Origin of the sequence: Methanosarcina sp. 1.H.A.2.2 (genome assembly GCF_000979975.1) — an archaeon.
GTDB lineage: Archaea > Halobacteriota > Methanosarcinia > Methanosarcinales > Methanosarcinaceae > Methanosarcina.
The window spans coordinates 25,394-48,393 of the sequence record NZ_JJQL01000037.1 but is presented as its reverse complement, the minus strand read 5'-3'; the positions used below and the strand labels follow the sequence as shown (position 1 = coordinate 48,393).

At 45.5% G+C, this 23,000-nt stretch carries 22 protein-coding genes; 8 read left to right on the top strand and 14 right to left on the bottom strand.

Features of this window, described 5'->3' with window-relative positions:
* From EO93_RS05715 to EO93_RS05700, 4 genes are all read right to left on the bottom strand, one after another.
* Positions 1-171, bottom strand: coding sequence for a zinc finger domain-containing protein (locus EO93_RS05715; RefSeq protein ID WP_048133068.1), 171 nt, complete (start codon positions 169-171; stop codon positions 1-3).
* Positions 172-367: 196 nt separating this feature from the next.
* The gene (locus EO93_RS05710) at positions 368-1,045 is read right to left on the bottom strand and encodes an amino acid kinase (protein WP_082107573.1); all 678 of its coding nucleotides are present in this window, start codon (positions 1,043-1,045) and stop codon (positions 368-370) included.
* A gap of 126 nt (positions 1,046-1,171) precedes the next feature.
* Complete coding sequence (locus EO93_RS05705; RefSeq protein ID WP_048133090.1) at positions 1,172-2,161, bottom strand: hydantoinase/oxoprolinase family protein; 990 nt, start codon at positions 2,159-2,161, stop codon at positions 1,172-1,174.
* 55 nt (positions 2,162-2,216) lie between these two features.
* Entirely contained in the window at positions 2,217-3,179 is a 963-nt protein-coding gene (locus tag EO93_RS05700; RefSeq protein WP_048161379.1) for an ATP-grasp domain-containing protein, read from the bottom strand.
* Between the two features lie 479 nt (positions 3,180-3,658).
* On the opposite strand from EO93_RS05700, the gene EO93_RS05690 reads away from it, so the two are divergent.
* From EO93_RS05690 to dnaJ, 4 genes are all read left to right on the top strand, one after another.
* The gene (locus tag EO93_RS05690; protein ID WP_048133062.1) at positions 3,659-4,105 is read left to right on the top strand and encodes a hypothetical protein; all 447 of its coding nucleotides are present in this window, start codon (positions 3,659-3,661) and stop codon (positions 4,103-4,105) included.
* A gap of 126 nt (positions 4,106-4,231) precedes the next feature.
* Positions 4,232-4,861 carry a nucleotide exchange factor GrpE gene (grpE, locus tag EO93_RS05685; protein WP_048161377.1) on the top strand — a complete coding sequence of 210 codons (630 nt, stop codon included), beginning with the start codon at positions 4,232-4,234 and terminating at the stop codon, positions 4,859-4,861.
* Between the two features lie 277 nt (positions 4,862-5,138).
* On the top strand, positions 5,139-6,989 hold the full coding sequence (gene dnaK / locus EO93_RS05680; protein ID WP_048161376.1) for a molecular chaperone DnaK: 1,851 nt from the start codon (positions 5,139-5,141) through the stop codon (positions 6,987-6,989).
* 111 nt (positions 6,990-7,100) lie between these two features.
* Entirely contained in the window at positions 7,101-8,270 is a 1,170-nt protein-coding gene (dnaJ, locus tag EO93_RS05675; RefSeq protein ID WP_048161375.1) for a molecular chaperone DnaJ, read from the top strand.
* A 240-nt stretch (positions 8,271-8,510) separates the two neighbouring features.
* On the opposite strand, the gene EO93_RS05670 is transcribed toward dnaJ, so the two are convergent.
* Positions 8,511-8,768 carry a hypothetical protein gene (locus EO93_RS05670; protein ID WP_156161242.1) on the bottom strand — a complete coding sequence of 86 codons (258 nt, stop codon included), beginning with the start codon at positions 8,766-8,768 and terminating at the stop codon, positions 8,511-8,513.
* Positions 8,769-8,816: 48 nt separating this feature from the next.
* On the opposite strand from EO93_RS05670, the gene trkA (EO93_RS05665) reads away from it, so the two are divergent.
* From trkA (EO93_RS05665) to EO93_RS05655, 4 genes are all read left to right on the top strand, one after another.
* Positions 8,817-10,163, top strand: coding sequence for a Trk system potassium transporter TrkA (gene trkA, locus EO93_RS05665; RefSeq protein ID WP_048161373.1), 1,347 nt, complete (start codon positions 8,817-8,819; stop codon positions 10,161-10,163).
* A 61-nt stretch (positions 10,164-10,224) separates the two neighbouring features.
* Positions 10,225-10,371 carry a hypothetical protein gene (locus tag EO93_RS18085; protein WP_235284127.1) on the top strand — a complete coding sequence of 49 codons (147 nt, stop codon included), beginning with the start codon at positions 10,225-10,227 and terminating at the stop codon, positions 10,369-10,371.
* Between the two features lie 340 nt (positions 10,372-10,711).
* A complete protein-coding gene (trkA, locus tag EO93_RS05660) occupies positions 10,712-12,058 on the top strand; it encodes a Trk system potassium transporter TrkA (RefSeq protein WP_048161372.1) in 1,347 nt (448 codons plus the stop codon).
* A gap of 443 nt (positions 12,059-12,501) precedes the next feature.
* Positions 12,502-13,932 carry a TrkH family potassium uptake protein gene (locus tag EO93_RS05655; protein ID WP_048133044.1) on the top strand — a complete coding sequence of 477 codons (1,431 nt, stop codon included), beginning with the start codon at positions 12,502-12,504 and terminating at the stop codon, positions 13,930-13,932.
* Between the two features lie 123 nt (positions 13,933-14,055).
* On the opposite strand, the gene EO93_RS05650 is transcribed toward EO93_RS05655, so the two are convergent.
* The 9 genes from EO93_RS05650 to EO93_RS05610 all read right to left on the bottom strand — a co-directional run bounded on the left by EO93_RS05650 (position 14,056) and on the right by EO93_RS05610 (position 22,797).
* The gene (locus tag EO93_RS05650; RefSeq protein WP_048161371.1) at positions 14,056-15,285 is read right to left on the bottom strand and encodes a digeranylgeranylglycerophospholipid reductase; all 1,230 of its coding nucleotides are present in this window, start codon (positions 15,283-15,285) and stop codon (positions 14,056-14,058) included.
* Positions 15,282-15,458 (bottom strand): 4Fe-4S binding protein, encoded by a 177-nt coding sequence (locus EO93_RS05645; protein WP_048133040.1) that lies wholly within the window; start codon positions 15,456-15,458, stop codon positions 15,282-15,284. The genes EO93_RS05650 and EO93_RS05645 overlap by 4 nt, the downstream gene beginning before the upstream one ends.
* A gap of 597 nt (positions 15,459-16,055) precedes the next feature.
* Positions 16,056-16,694: a TetR/AcrR family transcriptional regulator gene (locus EO93_RS05640; RefSeq protein ID WP_048161370.1), complete on the bottom strand. Its 639-nt coding sequence runs from the start codon at positions 16,692-16,694 to the stop codon at positions 16,056-16,058.
* A 423-nt stretch (positions 16,695-17,117) separates the two neighbouring features.
* Positions 17,118-17,744 (bottom strand): 2-phospho-L-lactate guanylyltransferase, encoded by a 627-nt coding sequence (gene cofC / locus EO93_RS05635; RefSeq protein WP_048161369.1) that lies wholly within the window; start codon positions 17,742-17,744, stop codon positions 17,118-17,120.
* A 79-nt stretch (positions 17,745-17,823) separates the two neighbouring features.
* Positions 17,824-18,978, bottom strand: a complete 1,155-nt coding sequence (cofH, locus tag EO93_RS05630) for a 7,8-didemethyl-8-hydroxy-5-deazariboflavin synthase subunit CofH (protein WP_048133031.1) — start codon at positions 18,976-18,978, stop codon at positions 17,824-17,826.
* A gap of 185 nt (positions 18,979-19,163) precedes the next feature.
* Positions 19,164-20,294, bottom strand: coding sequence for a 5-amino-6-(D-ribitylamino)uracil--L-tyrosine 4-hydroxyphenyl transferase CofH (cofH, locus tag EO93_RS05625; protein WP_048133029.1), 1,131 nt, complete (start codon positions 20,292-20,294; stop codon positions 19,164-19,166).
* Positions 20,291-21,322, bottom strand: coding sequence for a 7,8-didemethyl-8-hydroxy-5-deazariboflavin synthase CofG (cofG, locus tag EO93_RS05620; RefSeq protein ID WP_048161368.1), 1,032 nt, complete (start codon positions 21,320-21,322; stop codon positions 20,291-20,293). The genes cofH (EO93_RS05625) and cofG overlap by 4 nt, the downstream gene beginning before the upstream one ends.
* A gap of 39 nt (positions 21,323-21,361) precedes the next feature.
* Positions 21,362-22,639 (bottom strand): NAD(P)/FAD-dependent oxidoreductase, encoded by a 1,278-nt coding sequence (locus tag EO93_RS05615; RefSeq protein ID WP_048161367.1) that lies wholly within the window; start codon positions 22,637-22,639, stop codon positions 21,362-21,364.
* Complete coding sequence (locus tag EO93_RS05610) at positions 22,636-22,797, bottom strand: 4Fe-4S binding protein (protein WP_048133022.1); 162 nt, start codon at positions 22,795-22,797, stop codon at positions 22,636-22,638. Before EO93_RS05610 ends, EO93_RS05615 begins: the two co-directional genes overlap by 4 nt.
* Positions 22,798-23,000 lie beyond the last annotated feature (203 nt).

Sequence of the window (23,000 nt, the reverse complement as noted above, 5' to 3'; positions counted from 1 at the left end):
TCACGGAGCTTTGAATCCACATTTAGGACAGGTATATACGTTACCCTGCTGCCTGCAGCTTGTACATCTTCCGATCTCTGCTCCGCACTGGGGGCAGGGAAACTTCACATAGCCTTTTTCCACAAGACGGATTCCGCATGAGGTACAGTATTCAATTTTCTGTGACGACATTTTTCTTCTCCTTAATTATTCCTTATTCCTTATGTGAACTACAATAAATTAACCGGTGAATCAGGCACTTTCCTAAAGCTTCAGTATCCTGCTTTTATCGGCACCTGTATTAACATCAACAAGTCTGATGAACTGAATGTAATGATGCTTTTTGGACACGGCTTGCTTCTCTCCCTAGTCATATACGATATACAATTTAAATATTCCCCTTTACCGCCGTACAGGGCACAGGCTTCCCGTACACTGCCTGAATTACCCTTTCCGGAAATTTACCGTTTATAATTCTGCACCCCATCCTGTTTTTCTGAAGGAATCCGGGCAGGAAAGGGTCGATACAACTTTCAAAGTTTTCTGAAAAGTCGGAGGTGAAAATTTCCCTGACCAGTTTTCCTTCCCTGAAAATCCCGTCAACATCCGTAGCCTTAATGAACAGGGCTCCTGTCTGCTTCGCAACCCAGGCAGCGATTGTGTCCGAAGTTACGCTCCAGGAGTGGGGCAGAGGGTCTTCTGCCTTCAGCAGCCTGTAGGGAAAAAGAATCGAAACGCCGGCAGGGAGTTCTGTTATTGAATCCGTACCCACTGCACCGCTTTTGTCCTGAAGGTAGCAGGCGTACTGCTCCATACCAAGCACAGCCATCCAGTGAGCTGCGTCGTCTCCAAGTCCAAACCTCCCTTCAGCTCTCCTTACGGCATCTGCAAATACCCCTCCTCCGGGTACGATAAGGAGGGAAAAAATACTTTTATCGGAAACCTGCTCATCAGTAGCAGCCCCCGAATGTCCGGAGCCAAATTCTTTTACGAGCCTGTCAATAAGTTCCGGAGCTTCGCTGATCAGGCTTCCTCCTACTTTGATAACTATCCTCATAGCTTTCATAAAACCTTATAGCAGGAAATCCGTTAAATCTTTAGATTTAGCGGGTAGTTAACTCGTTAAGGTTTTTCTCCATTTATAGCTTTCAGTTGCTGTTAATTTCTTTATGGATAGAGATTTTTTGGAGTTTTAGTTCCCGGGTTTTTCGGTATCCAGTAAGCGGGCGGCCGCATATGCCGGAAAAACCTTGGAGATCTCTTCTCCCCATCGCCCGGAAACAGAAACGCATTCAAATCCAAGCCTTTCAGCAGCTTCCTTTATCATAAATTCCCCCAGGCCCGCTGATGCAATGGTCTTCAGTCCATTTCTTTCCGCAACTTCGAAGATCGCTTCAGCCAGGGCAGAGATCTGTTTTTCTTTTACCTGCTCTGCGATCTCGTATATTTCCCTCTCCCCTACCTCTGAAAGGTCTGCACAGACCAGCCTTGCAATTCTGCGCATGGCATCTGTTTTGCTCCTGCCTGCCCCGTCGGCAGTCTCACATGTGTACGCATCTTCATCGATCTTCCCGAGTATGAGATAAGCATCTGCTGTCGTTGCAAAGAGTTCCGAGGACGTCCTGCACATGCCTTTCTCAAGCTTTACCTTTTCAAGAAGTGCGGCGAGGTTTGTTCGGAGGGTACCTGCGTATACAAGTTCGCTCCTGAGCAGGCGTTCAAAGTCTGTAAGCCCTGCCCTGTGTTCCCCTGATATGATCGGAATAATATCGCTTGTGGTACTGCCAACATCAACAAAAATGCAGTCTCCTACTTCTTTCCCTATCAGCCTGGCTGAGGCTGCCCAGTTCGCGGCAGCAAGCTCCCTCAAGTTCTCAGCTTCATTCTGGAACCTTCCCTGGCTGTTTATATACGAGACCCTTTCGGAGCCGAAAGCCGAATCAACTGTTTCTTTTATGAAGCGGATGCCCTGCTCTTTGTCTTCAAAACAGTCCGCGAGCTCTCCTGTCATCACAACAGCAACTCTTTCAGGCCTTAGCCTTTGCGCAATCTCTTTTAAGACTTCCGGAAGCCTGGTATTTTTCCAGAGAGGCAGGTAGTGAAGTTCCACAAGAGTTCCGTCCGAGGAAGCAAGCTTTGTGTTCGCTCCTCCAATGTCAAGCCCTATAATTTTTGAATGCATTTTGATTCCTTTCCGTGTTTTTCCAGGTATGTAATTATTCATATTTTCTTTATTTTCAATTCCTTCCGAAAAGCTCGCCAAGCATATCTTTTGAAAAGTGATATTCCCCTTCGATTTGCACTGAATCAGGGAGTTCTCCGAATCTATTCTTAAGAAGAAGTTCGCCTATCTCCTCCCTCATGACTCTGCTAATCCCGAATAATGAGGCTGTAGGCCTTGGATTTACATCCACGACATAAGGACGATCCGAAAGTACGATATCCACACCCATATACCCAAAACAATCCAGACATTTTACTGTCGAGATTGCAGTTTCATAGAGTTCATCTTTTCTGGAAGTCTTATAAGGAGTCAGGCTGCCGTTGTATTTTATGCCCGAAACTCTATTTTTCTCGGGATTTTTTCCTTCCCTGTCCTTTTTCTCTTCAAACTCGATGAACTGGCGGTTTACCGTAAGTGGCAGCGGCTTTTTTCCTGCAATAAGGCTTACGCTCAAATGTTTTCCTTCAATATATTCACTTGCAATGAATTCTTCTGTCTTTTCGAATTCCGTAACAAGATCTGTTGCCTCTGCCCCGCATCCGAATCTTGGTTTTATGACATACTTTTTGCCCTTTTCAGCTTTTTCCGCAATCCCGGGAGCATAAATTCCGGCTTTTTTCAGGGCTTTTGTGCACAGGACTTTATCTGCACAGCAGGCTGCCGATTCCGGCGAGCACCCCAGGTTTACGGTGTTTTCTTCAAGGATCCTGTTCAGTTCTGGAAGCATTCCGTCAGGAGCAATAAGCAGTCCGGCATCACACTTCTTTGCCTCCCTTTCAACTACCTGCCTGAAGCTTTCAGCCGTGGATTTCAATGATGTACCTGTACCTATTTCTGTACCTGCAGATGGGTAGTACACCTCATGCCCCACACGAACAAAACTTTCGGCAAGTGTTTTTAGCATAGCTGCCCCTTCCGGAATCAGGGACTTATCGATATCCGTGCCGACAGCGAATTCTGCAACCAGGATTTTCATCGGAGAAGAAACACCCGGTCATTTTATATTACTTTTTGTCCTGCACGGAAGGAAATATACCCTGAAAAAAGTCACTTCTTATCTCACACCGCTTCGGTCACTCTCACCTTCAAGCTGCCTTTTCCACAAAAAAGGAGAGAAAAAAGCAATAAGTAAAAAAGACCGGGGGAGTCAGCAAGAAACCAACAAGAAACAAACAAATAAAAGCAGCAGAACTAAACGGAAGTCAAACAAAACAAAATTCTATTTTCGGAAACAGGCCCAGTGTGAATGTTTACATTTACCTAACTCTATAACTATGGAAAACACTGATAAACACGGGAACGGGCGATCTAAAGTTAGGCAAATAAATTAATAAGGGAATCTGAATGATAAAGTGGAGCAGAGGAAATTAAGCCGATTACGTAAGTAAAGATTTATATAATTTATATAGTTTATAGCTTAAAAGGTAAACATTATGATAAACATTGTAATACTTGATGGTGGCTGGTAAAATCAACAGCAGAAACCCAAATTCTCAGTCTTTGTTTGAAAATCCTTTTGTCAAAACCCTCTCTATTGCGGTTCTCATGGGCATATTCCTGGTTGACATGGGGCTCGGGCTATTTGATATATTTTCTACTAAATCAAGTCCCCTGCCGTCTGCATTTGTACTCATGATCTTTGCCGTGGTGTTTATAGGGGGAATGGTTTTCTATGAGAGACAGGGCCTGGACACTCTGAGTTCCCTTATAGGTGGAGCGCTTGCAGGTTTTGGGCTTTCATTCGTGTTTGTCTCCCTTGTAGGAGGCGTGCAGTTTGCGTTAGGAGGAGGAATTTCCGTTCTTGGATGGGAACAGGTAATTTCGGCAGTCGCGGCTTGCATGATTGCAGGCGTCATAATGCTCAAAGCACTATCTTATAAACTTCAGAATCACTTTTACTGATTTTTCTTTTTTTTGCTTTCTCAGGGAGATCTGCCCCCTGAGACTCCAAAAAGTATTTATAGAATTACAAACAATCACAGATCAAGACGAGTGTAACAGTTGCAATAATTTTAGGGGTATCGATAAATGAAGAAGTCCAGTAAAAAGGAAAATATGCACTCTAATGAAGATAACCAGAAACAGGCTGGAAATTCCGGAGCTCGGAACTCTGGATCTTCGGCTAAAAAAGCCGATGAAACAACAGTAAGTTCTGAAAATGAACCTGTAAGTTCCGGAACTGAAAAGAGTCCTGAAGCGGTCTGTAAAGAGGAAAACGAACTTCTCAAGGATCAGCTTTTCCGGCTTGCAGCTGATTTTGATAACTTCAGAAAACGAACCGTTCGTCAGATGGAAGAAAACCGAACAGCTGTGCTTGAGCAGGTGCTTCTGGACTTTGTCGAAGTGACCGATAACTTCGAACGTGCCCTGAAATCTGCACGGACTGCAGAAGATATGGGCTCGATTGTAAGTGGAATCGAGCAGCTTTCAAAGCAGTTTTTCTCTATCCTGGAAAAATACGGGCTTGAGAAAATAATATGCGAAAAGGCAGGCGAGTTTGACCCTCACAAGCATGAGGCTGTCCAGCACATAGAAACCTCCGAAGTTCCGGATAATACTATAGTTGACGTTTACAAACAGGGATATGCACTGAAAGAAAAGATTGTCCGACCCGCCATGGTTTCAGTGGCCAAAAGCCCTGAAGAGACAGAGAACTAAAGACTGAATTAATCCTGTTAGTAATAGAACAACTTTATTAAATAACTTAACTAAGTAGCTTAACTGAAAAGTAACTTGACTGACCTCTTTGACTAAATAATTTAACTAAATTACAGAACCTATTGATCAGATCAAGTAAGTTTGTTAAGTATTTTTTCCGAGTAACTTTACCAGGAATTTAACTGACTAATCTAACAAACCGCTTAACCAGGTAACCTAACTAAAGAATTTAATTGATAATAAATAATTAATTGATAATTTACTATGAGGATATAACATGGCAAAAATACTGGGTATTGACCTTGGTACTACTAACTCATGTATGGCAGTGATGGAAGGCGGAGAAGCTGTTGTGATCCCGAATGCCGAAGGCAACAGAACAACTCCTTCAATCGTCGGATTCTCTAAGAAAGGGGAAAAACTTGTGGGTCAGGTCGCAAAGCGGCAGGCTATTTCAAACCCTGAGAACACTGTTTATTCCATTAAAAGGCACATGGGGGAAGCCAGCTACAAAGTCACACTTAATGGGAAGGCATACGCCCCGCAGGAAATTTCTGCAATGATCCTCCAGAAGCTCAAATCCGATGCAGAGGCTTATCTTGGAGAGTCAATACAGCAGGCTGTAATCACAGTTCCCGCTTATTTCAACGATTCACAGAGGCAGGCTACAAAAGATGCAGGCTCAGTTGCAGGGCTTGAAGTCCTCAGGATTATCAACGAGCCGACAGCTGCAGCCCTTGCTTACGGGCTTGACAAGGGGGATCTGGACCACAAAATCCTTGTCTACGACCTTGGAGGCGGAACCTTTGATGTATCCATTCTGGAACTCGGAGGCGGAATCTTTGAAGTAAAGTCCACAAGCGGAGATACTCACCTTGGAGGCGACGACTTCGACCAGCGCATCATCGATTACCTGCTCGCCGAATTTAAGAAAACAGAAGGAATTGACCTCTCCAAAGACAGGGCTGTCCTCCAGCGCTTGAAAGATGCTGCTGAAAAAGCCAAGATAGAGCTTTCCGGAGTTGCCAGCACCAACGTCAACCTTCCCTTCCTGACAGTCGGTTCTGATGGGGAACCAAAGCACATGGATATTGACCTGACCAGAGCCCAGTTCCAGAAGATGACTGAAGACCTCCTGGAAAAGACTCTTGTATCCATGCGCCGCGCACTCAGCGATGCAAAGCTTACACCAAATGACCTTGAAAAAGTGATCCTTGTCGGAGGCGCAACAAGGATGCCTGCAGTGGTTGAACTTGTGGAAAATTTCACAGGCAAGAAACCCTACAAGAACATCAACCCTGATGAGGCAGTTGCAATCGGTGCAGCCATTCAGGCAGGAGTCCTGGGCGGAGAGGTCAAAGATGTCCTTCTGCTCGATGTTAATCCCCTTACACTGGGTATCGAGACCCTTGGAGGCATTGCAACCCCTCTCATCCAGAGGAACACCACCATTCCTACGAAAAAGAGCCAGATCTTCTCAACTGCTGCTAACAACCAGCCCTCAGTCGAGATCCATGTCCTGCAGGGAGAGCGCGGGATAGCTTCCGAAAACAAGACCCTTGGAAGGTTCACCCTTGACGGCATACCTCCGGCTCCGAGAGGCATTCCTCAGATTGAGGTTACCTTTGACATTGATGCAAACGGGATTCTGCACGTGAGTGCAAAGGACCTGGGCACAGGCAAGGAACAGTCTATTTCCATCAAGAAACCCGGCGGACTTTCTGATGACGAAATCGAGCGCATGGTCAAGGATGCGGAACTGCATGCCGAAGAGGACAAGAAGCGCAAGGAAGAAGTCGAGACAAGAAATGATGCCGAAGCCTTTATCAATGCCGCAGAAAAGACTATCAAGGAAGCCGGAGATGCAGCTACCGAAGACCAGAAGTCAAAGGTCAATGCTGCAATCGAAGACCTGAAAAAATCCCTTGAAGGCACGGATATTGAAGATATCAAGGCAAAGACAGAGGCTCTTCAGGAAGCCGTATATCCGATTTCGACAGCCATGTATCAGAAAGCTCAGGAGGCCCAGCAGGCTGCAGGCGAAACAGGAAGCACGGACGCAAGGGGTCCTGACGAGACAGTCGTTGATGCCGACTATGAGGTAGTTGACGACGAAAAGCGTAAGTAATTAAAGAAGAATTAACACTAACAAAAAGCGCCTGATTATTCGCAGGCATGACCGGAAACCTGCCTGCAGGTTCCGGACTTTTATCCTTTTTTAAAACAACAGGGAATCCTGATGGCTACAACACGTGATTATTATGAAATTCTCGGAGTATCTAAAGACGCCCCAGTCGAAGATATAAAGAAGACGTATCGAAAGCTTGCACTGCAATACCATCCTGACAGGAACAAAGAAGCAGGGGCTGAGGAAAAATTCAAGGAAATATCCGAGGCTTACGCCATTCTTTCAGACACTGAAAAACGGGCTCAGTATGACCGCTTTGGGCATGCCGGAATTGATGGCCAATATAGTGCAGAGGACATTTTCCGGGGCGCGGATTTCAGCGGGTTCGGAGACATTTTTGAAATGTTTTTCGGAGGCGGTAGAAGAGGGGGTCCTATGGGGCCGAGGAGAGGTTCAGACCTCCAGTACGACCTCTATATAACCTTCGAGGAAGCTGCTTTTGGAGTCCGTAAAGACATTGATATTCCAAGGACAGAAAGGTGTTCTGCCTGCTCAGGAACAGGTGCAAAAGAGGGCACAAGCCCAAAGCGCTGCCCTACCTGCGGCGGTACAGGGCAGGTCCGTACTACCCGTTCAACTTTAGGAATGCAGTTCGTGAGCACCACCACCTGCGGTACCTGTCACGGCAGAGGCCAGATGATTGAGTCGCCATGTTCCGTCTGCAGCGGTGCAGGCAGAGTCCGGAGCCGGAGAACAATAACAGTTAACGTACCTGCAGGAGCAGACTCAGGCATGACCCTCAGGCTCAGCGGAGAAGGGGATGCAGGAGAACCAGGAGCGTCTTCCGGAGACCTTTATATTATCCTCCATGTGATGGAACACAGGTATTTCAAGCGGGTCGATTACGATGTAATCTCCGAACTGTCAATACCATTCACCCAGGCTGCACTCGGAGCGGACGTTATGGTTGATACCCTCTACGGTAATGTCAAAATGAACATCCCGGCCGGGACTCAGACCCATTCAGTCTTCAGGCTCAAGGACAAGGGCATACAGCACCTGCAAGGGCACGGTAAAGGAGATCAGCTCGTAAGAGTAATAATCAAGACTCCCACAAAACTTACTCAGGAACAAAAGGAGCTTCTCCGCCAGTTCGAATACCTGAGCAATGGAAAGAAGCCTGAAGGAGAGGAAAAGAGTAAAGCTGAGAAGCAAAAAGGCGAGAAGTCCAAAAAGAGTAAGGGGCTTTTTGAAAAGGTAAAAGATGCTTTAGAGGGTTGAGAATAAAGCTTCTGGCTCAATTTTCAATTCTTTTCAGGTATTTTTTTAATTTTCTCTTTTTCTTTTTCTTTTAACTTTCTGTTTCGATCAATAATTCTCTCTATATAATTCGTTTTTGTTTAGATTCTTTTCTATATCGGGAGCTTGAAAACATTTATATATACCCGTTTAATTCTATGGCTAGGAATCATATTTAATTCGCAAAAGAATTGGTTTGAGAAATTCTGGTTTGCAAAACTTTTAATTTCCAGAGATGGTAAACACGCTGATTAATTTTACTACAACTGATAATGTATCGGGCAGTATTTTACACTTCAACATTATGCCTGGTATCTTTTTTATGATTATTTTAGCTTTGATCACTTTTACTTTGACTACCTTCACTTCGGTTATTTTTACTTTGACTACCTTCACTTCGGTTATTTTTACTTTGACTACTTTCGCCTTAATTACTTTTATTTTTATCCGCCCTATGCTCATTGTTTCTGGTTCAATCATTTCTGCAGTGGTAGATTCATTAAAAACAGTTTTTTTTGAAGGTGTTCTATGAAGGCTGTAATTATTGGTGCAGGGGAAGTAGGCTATCATATTGCAAAAGCCCTCTCTCCTAAAAATGATGTGGTAATTATAGAGAAAGATGAGGACGCGTCAAGAAGAGTAGATGAACTTGACGTGCTCGTAATTGAAGGGAACGGCGCAAACGCTGATATTCTTTCAAAAGTCCTGCAGAATGCTGACCTTCTCGTGGCCGTTACAGGCGTTGATGAGGTCAACATCGTTGCCTGTATGACTGCCAAGCTGATTACAAAGAGTAAACCCGGCTGGAAGTATACTAAAACCATAGCGAGGGTTAGCAATCCTGATTACATAGATTCACCAGTTACGTCAAGGTCTCAGGTTGGCGTTGACCTTATGATCTGTCCTGAACTTTCGCTTGCATCGGAAATTGCTGATGTGCTCTCAAGCCCCTCTGCCATAGATGCGGAAATGTTTGCCGAGGGAAAAGTAAAGATGACTGAGTTTGCAATAAATCCGGAAAGCAGACTTGTGGGAAAGCATATGCAGGACCTTCAGCTTGCTGACTGCTGCATCGTCAGTGCGGTTTTCCGGGATAGTGAAATAATAATTCCTCATGGAGACGATTTAATCAAGGCAAACGACCACATGGTAGTTGTGGGCAAGCCAGAAGCCATGGATGACCTTGAAAATGTTTTCGGGAGCCAGGTGCCTCACAGAACCCGAATTCTTCTTATTGGCTGTGGAATTGTAGGCATCTATCTGGCAAAACTTATCGACAAAGAAGAAAACATTGACCTGAGGATTATTGAGCACAGGAAGAGCCGCTGCATAGAAGTAGCTGAGATGCTTGAAAACGCCCTTGTGCTCAACGGAGACGGGACTGACGTCAGCCTTCTCAGGGAAGAGAATATTGAGGATATGGATGTTGTTGTTGCAGTTACGGATAGTGACGAAAAGAACCTTCTCTGTGCCCTGCTTGCAAAGCAGCTCGGGGCAAAGAAGGTAATTGCAAGGGCTGACCGCTCGGACTACCTGCCTCTTTTTGAAATGGTCGGCATAGACATGGCCGTAAGTCCCAGGGAAGCAACCGTAAATGAGGTCCTCAAACTTACCATGGGCAAAGGCATACAGACGCTCACGACTATCGAAGGCGAAAAAGCCGAAATCATAGAATATACGGCTTCTGAGAAGTGCAGGATTGTCGGCAAGCCTTTAAGCAAAGTAAAGTTCCCTAAAGGAGCCCTTATCAACATGGTAGTACGTGGAAAAGAGACCATCATTCCAAGAGGGGATTTCGTTATCAACAACGGAGACCGTGTAGTTATTTTCTCTATGGCTTCTGCGGTTTCTGAAGTAGAAAAAATATTCCGGTAAGTTTTACGAGATCGGGGTTTTTCCATGAATAATCTACAGATCCGTCTTTGTCTTCAGCTCAATGCTTCTGACCCTGCTCGGAGTCGAGCTAATCAGCTCTGTTACGGCTTCGATCACGACCCTCGGAAACATAGGCCCGGGCTTTAATCTTTTTGGCCCAATGGGAAACTATGAATCGCTTATCCCGCTGGGTAAATTATCCTTATAAGCAATATGTGGGTTGGCAGGCTTGAATTATACACCGTACTGGTACTCTTTACAAGTGATTTCTGGCACTCCTGAGCTGGAGGTTTTCACAGGCTCAAAAACAGTTGCCTCTAAATTTGTTCTGGCTTCTGTTTTTTCCCACGTATCATAAGTTTTTACTCGAAAGCGGGAAGTCCCCTTCCTCAAATCTTTGAGCCTTCAGGCGAGGGGGTTAGGGGGAGGACGTTCATTATACTAACTATTTCTTAGAAATCCGCCCATTTACGTTTTCTTTTTTCCAAAGACTACTTAAGCAAGCAGGATAATCTATTTGCAAACAGTCTTTTCTTCGAGGGAATCTTATGAAAGCAGTGGTAATCGGCGCAGGTGAAGTTGGATATCATATCGCAAAGTTTCTTTCCCTCACACACGATGTGGTTGTTATCGAGAACGATGAGGACGCCCTGAGACGGGCGGATGAGCTGGATGTTCAGGTCGTGGAAGGGAACGGCGCAAATGCCGATGTTCTTGCAAGTATTCTTCCTGATGCGGATATTCTCGTTGCTGTTACCGGGGTCGATGAAGTTAATATCGTCGCCTGTATGACCGCAAAGCTGATCCTTAAATCCCATGCAGGCTGGAGAGAAACAAAGACTATTGCCAGGGTTAGCAACCCTGACTACATAGATGTACCTGTTACTTCCAGAGCTCAGGTGGGCGTGGACGTTATGATCTGTCCTGAACTCGCGCTCGCCTCAGAGGTTGCCGAGGTGCTTTCAAACCCTTCTGCAATAGATGCGGAAATGTTTGCCGGAGGCAAAGTTCAGATGATGGAATTTGCCATCCGTCCTGACAACAGGTATGTAGGAAAGCATATGCAGGACCTCAAGCTTGAAGACTGCTGCATTGTCAGTGCGATTTTCCGGGAAAACGAAATAATCATCCCTCGTGGGGACGATATTATCAAAAAAAACGATCACATGGTGATCATTGGCAAGCCCAGAGCCATGGAAGATCTTGAGAGCGTTTTCGGGAACGAAGTGCCCCACAGAAACAGAATTCTCCTTATTGGCTGCGGAATTGTGGGTTTCTACCTTGCCAAGATTATCGATAAGGATGAAAACGCGGATCTCAAGGTTATTGAGTACCGGAAAAGCCGCTGCATAGAAGTGGCCGAGGTGCTGGAAAATGCTCTTATACTCAATGGGGACGGCACTGATGTCAGCCTTCTCAGGGAAGAAAGTATCGAGGACATGGATGTTGTTGTTGCAGTTACGGACAGCGACGAAAAGAACCTTCTATGTGCCCTTCTTGCAAAGCAAATGGGCGCCAAAAAAGTGATTGCAAGAGCTGACCGCTCGGACTATGTGCCTCTTTTCGAGATGGTGGGAATCGACATTGCAGTAAGCCCAAGAGCAGCAACCGTAAACGAAGTCCTCAAACTTACTATGGGAAAAGGCATAGAAGCTCTTGCAACTCTTGAGGGAGAAAAAGCCGAAATTATCGAATATACGGCATCAGGGCAGTCAAAAATCGTCGGAAAACCGCTCAACAAGGTCAAGTTTCCAAAAGGTGCAATCATCACCATGGTGGTCCACAATGATGATGTCGTTATCCCCAAAGGGGAGTTTATCATCCGGGAAGGGGATAGAGTCATCGTTTTTGCTCTTTCTTCCGCTGTCCCGCATGTTGAGAAGTTGTTTCGGTGAACTACTCCTGGCTAAAGCATAGGAGTTTTCTCCCTTCTTTCTCGTAAGCAGTGAACTTCCCGCTAAATCTAAAGATTTAACGGGTTTCCTAATTCATAGACTACCTTCCGAAGTCTCCAAAGGCGTCAATTCGGGCAGTTCCTGCCCTACTATGTCCTGCTCCGTCGCTTGTTTCGGCTTTATATAGTTTCAAGCTAGAAATGGTGTATTTCCCATGACCTGGTGAGCCTGAAGGTGAACAGATATTGCATTGGCTACCCGGTTCTCGTAACCAGTACTTAGTATTATATTGGTTTCGATGTATATCAAGTAAAAAGATAACGAAACGAGTATTGTAGAAGTTATTGCTTATATTCCACAGGCTAAACCTGGGGTTTTTACGCTTCGTTCAATAAATATGAATACATTAAAAGAGTCATAAGCTGCAAAAACAGAGGATATGCATGAATATTAAGATTGTTTTTTATGTGCTTGGCGGTTTACTCCGGCTTCTCGGGATGCTAATGGTTGTTCCTCTCGGAGTAGCATACTATTACGGGGAAAGCCTGACGCCTTTTCTTGTTTCTATAGTGATAACCGTCCTTACCGGCTTAATCCTGCTTTCCTACAAAACCGATGAAGACTGGATGCGCAAAGAAGGCTTTGCAATTGTTGCTCTGGGCTGGCTTGCTGCTGCGGTTTTCGGGGCAATTCCTTTCATGCTGGACGGAATTTCTCCCCTCAATTCCCTTTTTGAATCCATGTCGGCCTTTACCACCACAGGTTCGACAATCCTTACCGATATAGAAAGCCATCCTAAAGGCATTCTCTTCTGGCGGTGTATGATGCAGTGGCTGGGCGGTATGGGCATTATTGTGCTCTTCATTGCTATCCTGCCAAAACTCGGAGTTGCCGGTCGCCAGCTTTTCCGGGCTGAAGCCCCAGGTCCAACGGAAGATAAGCTAAAACCAAGAATAAGGGAAACTGCAAAGATCCTGTGGATGGTCTACTTTGTAATTTCATTCGTGCAGGTTGTTGCTCTCCTGCTTGCAGGTCTTTCACTATACGATGCAGTTACTCATACGTTTACCACAATGGCTTGCGGAGGTTTCTCGCCTTATGGGATGAGCGTTGAAGCTTTTGGAAGCCCTCTGGTCGAATTCATAATAACTTTCTTCATGTTCGTCGCAGGTGCAAACTTTGCTCTTCATTACAGGGCAATTTATGTTGACAAGGACTTCCTTCTTAAAGACGATGAATTCCGCTTCTATACAGCCCTCACCCTTGCAGCAACCGGGCTTTTGACTCTTCTTCTCTATCGCGACCTTGGTACAGGTCTTTTTGATTCTTTCAGGCTTTCGATCTTTCAGGTAGTTTCCATCATGACAACTACCGGGTTTGCCACAACGGACTTTAACCTCTGGTCCGAATCGGGAAAGATGGTTCTTCTCCTTGTTATGTTCATTGGCGGTTGTGCTGGCTCTACAGGCGGTGGCATAAAGGTTGTGCGTATCCTCATGCTCCTCAGGCACGGGAGAGTGGAACTTTTCAAGTCCCTTCATCCGAGAGCCATAAGAAGTTTAAAATTCAACAATAAAAACGTACCAGATGAGGTTATAAACTCTATTTTCTCCTTTGTAGTGATCTATCTCCTGATTTTTATCTCAAGTGCCCTTATCCTCTCGGTCCTGGGTATGGATATCATAACTTCAGTTACTGCTTCCATAGCCACTCTCGGGAACATCGGTCCGGGCCTGAATGTGGTAGGACCGATGGGCACTTTTGACCCGATCCCCCCTCTCGGGAAATTAATCCTGATAGCAAACATGTGGATTGGAAGGCTTGAAGTATACACCGTAATCGTGCTCTTTACGCCGGAGTTCTGGAACAAGTAATTTTTAAAAAAATCTAATAAACCTAGAAAAAGCAAAGTTTTAAAAAAACGATGTTTGTAGAAAAAATCCACTGAAAAAAGTCTAAAATAGAATAAAAAATGCAGAATAAAAAATGCCTGATTTTCAGGCATTATTTTTATTCTTTATCACTTCTTTTGCTGCATCCTTGAAAAGCACGCGAAGGTCCCAGAGCAGTTTTTTATTGGCTTTGAAGAGAGCCTGTAGCAGGTCAAGGAGGCTCATTCTCTCGAATTTTACGTCTTTTAACGAATGGGCAAGAGAGTCAAGGTCCTCGTCGTTAAGGTTGATAAAGCAGTTCTTTACGATAAGGCTCATATCGATATCGTGCCCTATCGTGGCTCTCCACCTTTTCTCATAGACCTCTTCAAGCTTTCCCAGTGAGACATCTCCTGCGGATATGGCTGTGTAAGCAGCTTCTCCAGCCATCTTACCTGCGTCCATGGCGTTGAGGATCCCTCCACCTGTGATCGGGTCTGACTGGCGTGCGGCGTCTCCTATAAGCATCAACCCGTTAGTTGAAGTCTTCTCGATGCTGCCGGATACCGGGACTCCTCCGAAGACCATTTCTACGATACTGGCATTGGGGAACTTTTTCTCCACAAAATTATTGAGGTAATCGACAGGTCTGGGCTTGAATTTTCCTGTCTTGCTCCCGAGAAGTCCGACTCCCACGTTGGCTTTGCCTTCCCCTTTAGGGAAGATCCAGACATAGCCGCCGGGTGCAATGTCGTTTCCTACATAAAATTCGCAGTATTCCTGGTCTATGTCTGCACCTGCTATCAGGTACTGGGCACAGGTCTCAATATCTACAGGTTTCAGGGCTGTGTCAATCCCTGCCCACCTGCCTACCTTCGATTCGACTCCGTCAGCTCCTATTACTATTTTGGCACGCACCTCATACTCTTTCCCGAGATGCATGAGTCTGGCTCCTTTTACGAAGTCGTTTTCAATGATAAGCCCTGTAGCTCTTGTCTTTACCCTGACTTCAGCCCCGGCTTTTGCAGCCAGGTCCGCAAGGGCGCGGTCAAAGACCTTTCTCTCAAGTACGTAGCCGACTTCTCCTCCGGAGATTTCCTCAGCCATCTCTATCCTGGTACCGTCAGGGGAGTGAATACAGGAGCCTTTAAGGTCAGCGCAGATCCACCGCTTGTCGATCTTCACATGTTTTTTAAGATACTCTTTGTTCACACCCTCGGCACAGCGTACAGGATCACCTATTTCCTGGCGTTTTTCAATTAACAGTACATCAAGCCCTTTTTCAGCTGCTGTTTTTGCAGCAATGGAACCTGCAGGACCGGCTCCGATTACCAGAACATCATATGTGGCCTTCATTTCTTTACCTCGATTGCTCCCACAGGACAGATACGATCACATATCCCGCATACGATACAGATATTTTCATCTACTTCAATCCAGGTTTCTACAAGTTCGAGTGCTCCCTTAGGGCAAACTCCCACACAGGCCCCACAGTATCCACATTTATATCTGTTTATGTTGATGCTCACCAGCTCACCTGTAACTTTTAAAGGTAAATCATGATATTTAACCAGCAGATGTCGTCTCTTGCAAATATATGGCGTGAATAGAAAGGCTCGCCAATATAATTCTACATCATTTAAACTAATGACTTTAATATAATTCCTGAATTCCTGAATATCTCTTTTTTGATTACAATGCTTCCGAAAATTATATTCTGTTAATTAATCTTTTTTCGGCTCTTAATGTCTATTCTTTATTACTTGAGTTTCTTTTTGAGAAAGGTAATTTTCGAATTCAGGTTTATCCTTTAAATATAATTTATTTTTTGAATCAGTTTCCACATTATTGTATTTATCTACTTTAAAGTTATTGGCTACCGTGCCGACGTGCTCAGTAATATACTTCTCTTTCAGTTACTTTTTTATGTTTTTTTTATTATGTTGCCCATTGCACACTTTTTAGTATGTAAACTATGTTCAGAAAGCACCATTTGATGCGATCGCTTTAGTATAAAATTATTTATAGTTATCTCCATAATTTTTATTTTTGACCTTGCACGAAGAGTTTTATTTACTTACTTATTTATTTATTTATTTATTTATTTATATTCTAACCGGAGGCTTTTATTCCCTCAAACTCCTGCCTGGAGCTCGATCTCCTTTTTTTACAATGTTGTTTGCCAGCAGGTCAATTAAGATGTCCATAATTTCTGAGAAATCATCATCTATAATTTCTTTTTTGAAGTGTATAAGGAAAAGGACCGCTTGAGTAGTTTCTGCAAGAATTCTGGCAGGTTTATCGATAAGAAGCCCATTCTTCGCCCACTCTTCAAAAAAAGGCAGAATTATTGCCACGTTATCTCTACGAATATTTTGTATTTCTTCCTCGGAGAACCGGGAAATTGTCAGTTCAAGGTGCTCGTTTTCAATGAAAATTTTTCTCCAGATCGGGTGGTTATCTACTATCTGCAACACATGCCTGAGATAAGCCCTGATAGCTTTATCGGGTTCCGTCCTATACTTCAGGAAGGAATTTTCAAGTATGCTATCCTTTAAAGCTTCCTGCTCTTCCTTAAATATCTGCAGAAAGAGATCTTCTTTGCTGTTAAAAAATGAATAAAAAGAACTCTTTGCAATTCCCAAACCCTCGGTAAGGTCCTCAATGCCTGTTTTCCTAATCCCGTATCTGGCAAAACAGTCCTTCCCTCGGTCAATTATTTTTCGTTTTATGATCTCTCTTTCTTCATCTGTAAAAGATCTCACAGGCTCACCTATTTTGTGAACTGCCTTTCTGGATTTTGCTATATTCAGGCAAATTTGAGCTTATCTGTTCAAGAATTAAAAACCAATAATATCAATGAATTTTTTGGTTTTTTATTCATAGCACACTGTGAATACTATCTATTTAAAATTTTTGGATCTATTATACAATCTTATATAATAATTCCTTCACAAATCCCGGGCGAAGAGATGAACAATGGAAGGGAAAACATGGAAGAATGAAAGCTAAAACATGGGAGAACTAAATTAAAACGTGGAAGAACGAAAGAGAAAACATGGGAGAACTAAATTAAAACATGGAAGAACGAAAGAGAAAACATGGGAGATCTAAATTAAAACATGGAAGAATAAAAGTTAGAAACAGATGTAAAACTCTTCCATGTCCTTCCATTTAACTTATTGGGCTCAAAGAGGGACCAGTCCAACCCTTCCCCGGCTGACCTCTAACTTGAATTTCCGGTTAATGTAGTCTCTTGCAGTTCCTTTCCCATGGATAAGAAGTTCCACCAGGTCTTCTGGCTCATCGATATCCGTGCCTGCAAGGAAGGAGTCATATATTTCATAATTTTGCCCGGAATCGGTTGCAATCGAACAGTGGGTTAGAAAACTCGAGCCGTAATACTTTACCCTGTATCTGGAAGGGTTCTTTATAAACAGGGCATTCGTACCTCCGCCTTTTCCGGGGACGATGCATATATTCTTTTTAGTTGAAGTTATCCCTTTTATATGGTCCGGGGAGAGTAAAGGCAGGTCAGCCATAACAATCAGGACGGGCTCTTCTGCCTCTTCGAGGTACCTGTTAAGGGCTTCATTCAGGTCTTTTTCGTCCAGCAGAACTCTCGCTTTTGTCATGCCCTCAAGTCCGTAGGCCGAAGGGCTGAGAACGTCGATTTTTTCAATTCCGGCTTCCTTGAGAGAATCTATTACCTGGTTTAACATAAGTTCTACAAACTCTTCCCTTTCTTCCAGGCTCAGGACAGGGGATAATCGGGATTTTGCCCCGCTTTTCTTATAGGGGATGACGGCTCTCATCTGGACTCCTGCAACTATTACTCTTTTTATTATTTCCTGATTCTTTTTTTCTGATACTTTTTTCCGGATTCTTTTTTCCTTATTCCCTGCTGCCTATTCCAGCTCTTCCACAATTAGGCAGCGCGCCTTCCCGGTAAGGAAACCTGGGTTCTGCTTTCCGGTACAGGGTGTCCCTCTGCATGGGAATTCTTCCGGCACCTTTTATCATCCATTCAAACTCCGCAGGAGACACGTATTCTCCGTAGTTGCCGCCGGATGCTGTCGAGATCTGGTCTTCCATAAGTGTGCCTCCAAGGTCGTTTGCACCGCACTGCAGGGCAAACTGGGCAAGTTTTTTCCCGAGCTTTACCCAGGTGGCCTGGATGTTGTTTATATGGGTGTGCAGGATCACGCGAGAAATGGCAATAAGTTGCAGGTCTTCAAGCCCTGTGCTTGAGAACTTTCCGGATGCGAGCATCTTTTCCCCTACAGGGTTGTTGTAAGGCAAAAAAGACATAGGGATGAGTTCCGAAAACCCGCCGGTTTCCTGCTGGATTTTGCGGATGGTAAAGACATGGTCAAGGCGCTCTTCCAGGGTTTCCACGTGTCCGTACATGATGGTTGAATTGGTGGAAATCCCTGCTCTGTGTGCCGCAGTTACCGTATCGATCCATTGCTGGGTATTGATTTTTCCAGGGCAGATAATTTTCCTCACCCTGTCGGAAAGAATCTCTGCCGAGGTTCCGGTAAGAGAGTCGAGCCCGCTTTTTTTAAGTTTACGCATCGCTTCTTCTACGGACATGCCGGAAATTCCTGCTGCGTAATTTACTTCCATCGGGGATAGGGCGTGGACGCAGATATCAGGGAAACTGGATTTTATGGACTCTATAATTTCCAGGTAGAACTCCATATCAGCTTCCGGGGTGTACCCTCCCTGGATGCAGATCTCCACGGCTCCGGCTGCTCTTGCATCTTCTGTTTTTTTCAGGATTTCTTCCACACTCAGTATATAACCTGTCTCGGTCCTGTAGGCGCAGAACCCGCAGTTTCCGATACATTTGTTTGTGATGTAGATATTCCTGTTTACCACATAACTGACAATGTCGCCTACCGCATTGGCTCGAAGTTCATTTGCAAGCTCAAAAAGCTCAAATGGGTTTCCTTCAAGCAGGAGAAGGGCGTCTTCTTTAGTGCATTTTCCCTGATGTGCTCTTTCAATGACAGCCTCAGGGGTTGCCGGTTTTTTCGTGTACATCCCTATCGTTCCTTTCAGATTTCATCTCTTTTAAGCAGGATACCCCTTCCTCGACTCCGAAGGAGGCAGGTGGGGAAGGAATGCGTCAACTCCAGCCCTGCTATTTATTTAATTAGTTTTTTATTATTGTAATGGGAATTAAATAATCGTTCCCCACTACCGAAGTAGGGTAATGGGCATCTGGTTTATTCGGAAGCTCCGCACTTTGACATCCTTCGGGAGTTCCCGGAAGCCAGCTCATGCACTTCCCTGTACAGGGTAGTCCTCTCTTTAGGGACCCTGCCGGCTCCGTGGATCATCCACTCCAGTTCTTCGGGCGTGATCATTTCCCCGTGGCAGGACCCTGCGGATTTGGAGATACTTTCTTCCATAAGGGTTCCGCCAAGGTCGTTGACTCCACAGTGGAGGGCAAACTGGGCAAATTTTTTCCCGAGTTTCACCCAGCTTGCCTGGATATTGTCCACATGCCCGTGAAAGAGAATTCGTGAGACTGCATAGATTTTCAGGTCTTCCAGGCCCGGAGTGGCATATTTGCCTTCCCTGATCATTTTCTCCCCTACAGGGTTGTTGTAAGGCATAAAAGGCAGGGGCACAAATTCGGTAATTCCTCCGGTTTCTTTCTGGATTTCCCTTATGATCAGCATGTGGTCTATCCTTTCCTCCGGGGTTTCCACGTGCCCGTACATCATGGTTGCAGTGGTTGGAATTCCCGCAGCATGCGCCTGCCTGACCACTTCGACCCATTCTCCTGTCTTGATTTTCAAAGGGCAGATTATTTCCCTCACCCTGTCAGAGAGGATTTCGGCGGCAGTGCCCGGCATGGTGTCAAGCCCGCTTCTTTTGAGCCTTCTTAAGGCTTCACTTACCGTAATCCCGCTGATGTGGGAGGCATGGTAGACTTCCATTGGTGAAAAAGAATGAATATGCATTTCCGGAAATTCGGCTTTTATGGCTTCGGCAATCCCCTGGTAGAAGTCGAGGCCCACGTCGGGAAGCAGTCCTCCCTGGATGCAGACTTCAGTGGCATTGGCCTTTTCTGCCTCTCTTACCTTTTCCATAATTTCTTCGATGCTCAGGACCTTGCCATCGTTTGTCCTGAATGCGCAAAATCCGCAGGTCCCCACACAGCGGCTTGTGAAATTTATGTTCCTGTTCACGACGTAAGTCACTGTGTCCCCTACTGCAAGAGAACGAAGTTCGTCTGCAAACTTGAAGAGTTCAAAAGGGGGTGTTTCCAGGAGCAGGAGAGCATCTTCTTTTGTGCTCTTCCCCTGGTATGCGCGTTCTATGAGGTCTTCAGGAATTTTACTGTTCATTTTTCAGACTCCTTCGCGTGCCTTTTTTCGGGCAACTTCCTGTAACCTTCCCCGTCCGAGAGCCGCTCTATAAGCTCTCCGATCCTGTCCGAGTACCACCTTTTTTCCACGTACTGCGGGTAGATGGGGAGGCGTTCTCTGAGCGGGATGGCCCCGAGCTTTTCCTGCAGGTCTTTTACATCCGGCCATTCGGCCTCAGGATTGATCCAGTCAATGGTCAGGGGTGATATCCCTCCCAGGTCCGTTACCCCTTTTACTATCAGGGCTTTTGGATCAATGAGGTTTGGGGCAACCTGTACTGCCACATCGCGCGGCAGGATCTGCCTGGCAAGGGCTACGGTATCCATCATCTCTTCCACTGCAGGTTCAGGGAAGTTTTCCATGGGTGTCCCGGCTTTTGGGGAAAAGTTCTGGATAATGACTTCCTGAATGTGCCCGTACTCCCTGTGAAGGTTTGTGATTGCTTCTAGAGACTTTATCCTGTCATCCCTGCTCTCTCCGATCCCTACGAGGAGGCCGGTTGTATAGGGAATCTTAAGTTTCCCGGCTTCCCGGATAGTCTCAAGCCTGCGTTCCGGAACCTTGCCGGGGCAGTCTTTATGGGCTTCCAGAATTGCCGTAGTCTCAAGCATCAGCCCCATGCTCGCATTTAAGGGCTTGAGGACTTCCAGTTCGGAACGTGTCATAATCCCCGCGTTCGTGTGAGGGAGAATCCCTATATCGATTGCGGTTTCACAAAGAAAAACAAGGTATTCCAGGGTTGAAGAATATCCAAGCTCTTCAAGCCATTCCCTGTACCCAGGTACCTCTTCTGCATACTCCCCAAAGGTGAAGAGGGCTTCAGTGCACCCTGCCTTTGCTCCTTTTTCAAGAATCGGGACTACCTCTTCAGGCTTCATCAGCCGGGCGCCGGGTTGTCCGGGTTCCCGCTTAAAGCCGCAGTAGCCGCAGTGGTTCCTGCAGATGTTGGTTACTGGGATGAATACGTTTTTAGAGTAGGTTACGAAAGGAGGGTTTTCCGGTGGAATGGTAAAACACCTGCTGAGTTTTGTTTTTTTTCTCTGGGTTTAGCCGAGGATTTTTTTCATGGTTGCAGCCACACCGAGGGCTACTCCTTCGACTTCTATGCCTCCTTTTCCCTTGGCTCCGTCCCCTACGACGTAGAGCCCGGGAATCGGGGTCTCATTGCCAGGGTCCGTACCTGAGGCTGCCCTGTTTACGGGCCAGCTGTCATGGTAGGACTGGATAAGAAGAACTTCGTATTTTTTGCCGGGAAAAAGTTCTTTGAGGTCCGCAAGTCCCATCTCAATTTCGGAGTCGAGGTTCTTTATGTTCTCAGGGGCCACATACTGATGACACATAGTAAGGTGCTTCCCCGGAGGTGCCAGGTTCGGGTCAGCCTGAGTAACCTCATTGACCCCATTTATACGCCTTGTATAGGGGGTTAGCAGGACTCCGGAGTGCCCGACCAGAGGCTCATCCGCGGCAAGGCAAATCTTTATGCCTGCAGATGGCTGAATGGTCTCAAGCATTTTAAGGTAACCTGCATTCACTTCTCCTGAGAGGGCTTCGCTGCAGAGCAAAGCGGTTGCAGCATGCCCCAGATTACTGATAACAAGGTCAGCTTCATGTTTCTTGCTTTCAGAAATCACCCCTGCAGCTTTTCCTTTTTCAACCAGGATTTTTGAAACTTCCTGCTCGGTATATATTTTCCCACCATTTTCCAGAATCACGGCTTCAAGGGCGTCAATAATTCCTTTACACCCTCCTGCCGGGATGCCTGTACCTCCGAACCGGTACATATTTTCAATTATCTCAAAAATCTCCTCTACAGGGACCTCATTGCTTTTCAGGCTCAGTGCCCAGCCACAGAAAGAGTCGGCAAACCTTACCAGCCATTCGCCCTTAACCTGAGTTTTTATCCAGGCCTCAAGAGTGACTCCTGAAGGGCGATTTTTCCTTGTGCTCACGATCAAAAAAGCAATTTTCAGGCGGTCCTTATGCGAAAGTAGTGATGGAAATTCGATAAAAGAGATGTCCTTGAAGCCTTCTGCATAATCGGGTTTTCCCTGGTTCAGAGGAACGCGTATAGTGGTCTGTTCTGACCGCACTACCCTCACTTCAGCTCCGATCTCCCCGAGAAGCCGGGCAAGTGGGCCCCCTGGTCCGTGCGGAAGCATATGGAAAGCTCCGCTTGAGAGCTGGAACCCTTTATAATTAAGATTGGTAAACCTGCCTCCTGTAATAGGAAGCCTTTCAAAAACTTCAACCTCATGCCCTGCTTTAGAGAGCCTGGCAGCGCTTAAGAGCCCTCCAAGGCCTGCACCGATTACAATCGTTTTCATGCCGGTACCTCGATGGCTTTTACAGGGCAGTAGGGGATGCACATCCCACATTCTACGCAGGCATCGGTAGCTCGTGCTCTTCCCCTTACTTCTATTGCTCCTTTTTTGCAAAAAGAAGCGCACTGGCCGCATCCTACACAATTATCGTTTATCTTCATGCGATCCACCAGCTTTTCTATCGTGAAAAGACTTATTATAATGTGTTGGTATAGCGTTTTGCTCATATTAGTTTCTCAGGGTCAATGGAAAGCGGGCTTCCCTTATGATAATGTGCTTGTTGTAATATGTAATCGGTAGCACACTATGGATTTATCCCTTTCAGAACATAATATGGCTTCAAAGAACGCTGTCAAATGGTCAA

What these genes read in the sequence shown, in the direction of transcription:
- cofH (WP_048133031.1), bottom strand. Translation starts at nt 18,978, where the DNA reads ATGTACACGAAAAAACCGGCAACCCCTGAGGCTGTCATTGAAAGAGCA.
- cofC (WP_048161369.1), bottom strand. Translation starts at nt 17,744, where the DNA reads ATGAGAGCCGTCATCCCCTATAAGAAAAGCGGGGCAAAATCCCGATTA.
- EO93_RS05700 (WP_048161379.1), bottom strand. Translation starts at nt 3,179, where the DNA reads ATGAAAATCCTGGTTGCAGAATTCGCTGTCGGCACGGATATCGATAAG.
- EO93_RS05610 (WP_048133022.1), bottom strand. Translation starts at nt 22,797, where the DNA reads ATGAAGATAAACGATAATTGTGTAGGATGCGGCCAGTGCGCTTCTTTT.
- EO93_RS05705 (WP_048133090.1), bottom strand. Translation starts at nt 2,161, where the DNA reads ATGCATTCAAAAATTATAGGGCTTGACATTGGAGGAGCGAACACAAAG.
- EO93_RS05710 (WP_082107573.1), bottom strand. Translation starts at nt 1,045, where the DNA reads ATGAAAGCTATGAGGATAGTTATCAAAGTAGGAGGAAGCCTGATCAGC.
- EO93_RS05650 (WP_048161371.1), bottom strand. Translation starts at nt 15,285, where the DNA reads ATGAAGGCCACATATGATGTTCTGGTAATCGGAGCCGGTCCTGCAGGT.
- EO93_RS18085 (WP_235284127.1), top strand. Translation starts at nt 10,225, where the DNA reads ATGCTTCTGACCCTGCTCGGAGTCGAGCTAATCAGCTCTGTTACGGCT.
- dnaJ (WP_048161375.1), top strand. Translation starts at nt 7,101, where the DNA reads ATGGCTACAACACGTGATTATTATGAAATTCTCGGAGTATCTAAAGAC.
- EO93_RS05715 (WP_048133068.1), bottom strand. Translation starts at nt 171, where the DNA reads ATGTCGTCACAGAAAATTGAATACTGTACCTCATGCGGAATCCGTCTT.
- EO93_RS05670 (WP_156161242.1), bottom strand. Translation starts at nt 8,768, where the DNA reads ATGATTGAACCAGAAACAATGAGCATAGGGCGGATAAAAATAAAAGTA.
- dnaK (WP_048161376.1), top strand. Translation starts at nt 5,139, where the DNA reads ATGGCAAAAATACTGGGTATTGACCTTGGTACTACTAACTCATGTATG.
- grpE (WP_048161377.1), top strand. Translation starts at nt 4,232, where the DNA reads ATGAAGAAGTCCAGTAAAAAGGAAAATATGCACTCTAATGAAGATAAC.
- EO93_RS05615 (WP_048161367.1), bottom strand. Translation starts at nt 22,639, where the DNA reads ATGAAAACGATTGTAATCGGTGCAGGCCTTGGAGGGCTCTTAAGCGCT.
- EO93_RS05690 (WP_048133062.1), top strand. Translation starts at nt 3,659, where the DNA reads ATGGTGGCTGGTAAAATCAACAGCAGAAACCCAAATTCTCAGTCTTTG.
- trkA (WP_048161373.1), top strand. Translation starts at nt 8,817, where the DNA reads ATGAAGGCTGTAATTATTGGTGCAGGGGAAGTAGGCTATCATATTGCA.
- trkA (WP_048161372.1), top strand. Translation starts at nt 10,712, where the DNA reads ATGAAAGCAGTGGTAATCGGCGCAGGTGAAGTTGGATATCATATCGCA.
- EO93_RS05655 (WP_048133044.1), top strand. Translation starts at nt 12,502, where the DNA reads ATGAATATTAAGATTGTTTTTTATGTGCTTGGCGGTTTACTCCGGCTT.
- cofH (WP_048133029.1), bottom strand. Translation starts at nt 20,294, where the DNA reads ATGAACAGTAAAATTCCTGAAGACCTCATAGAACGCGCATACCAGGGG.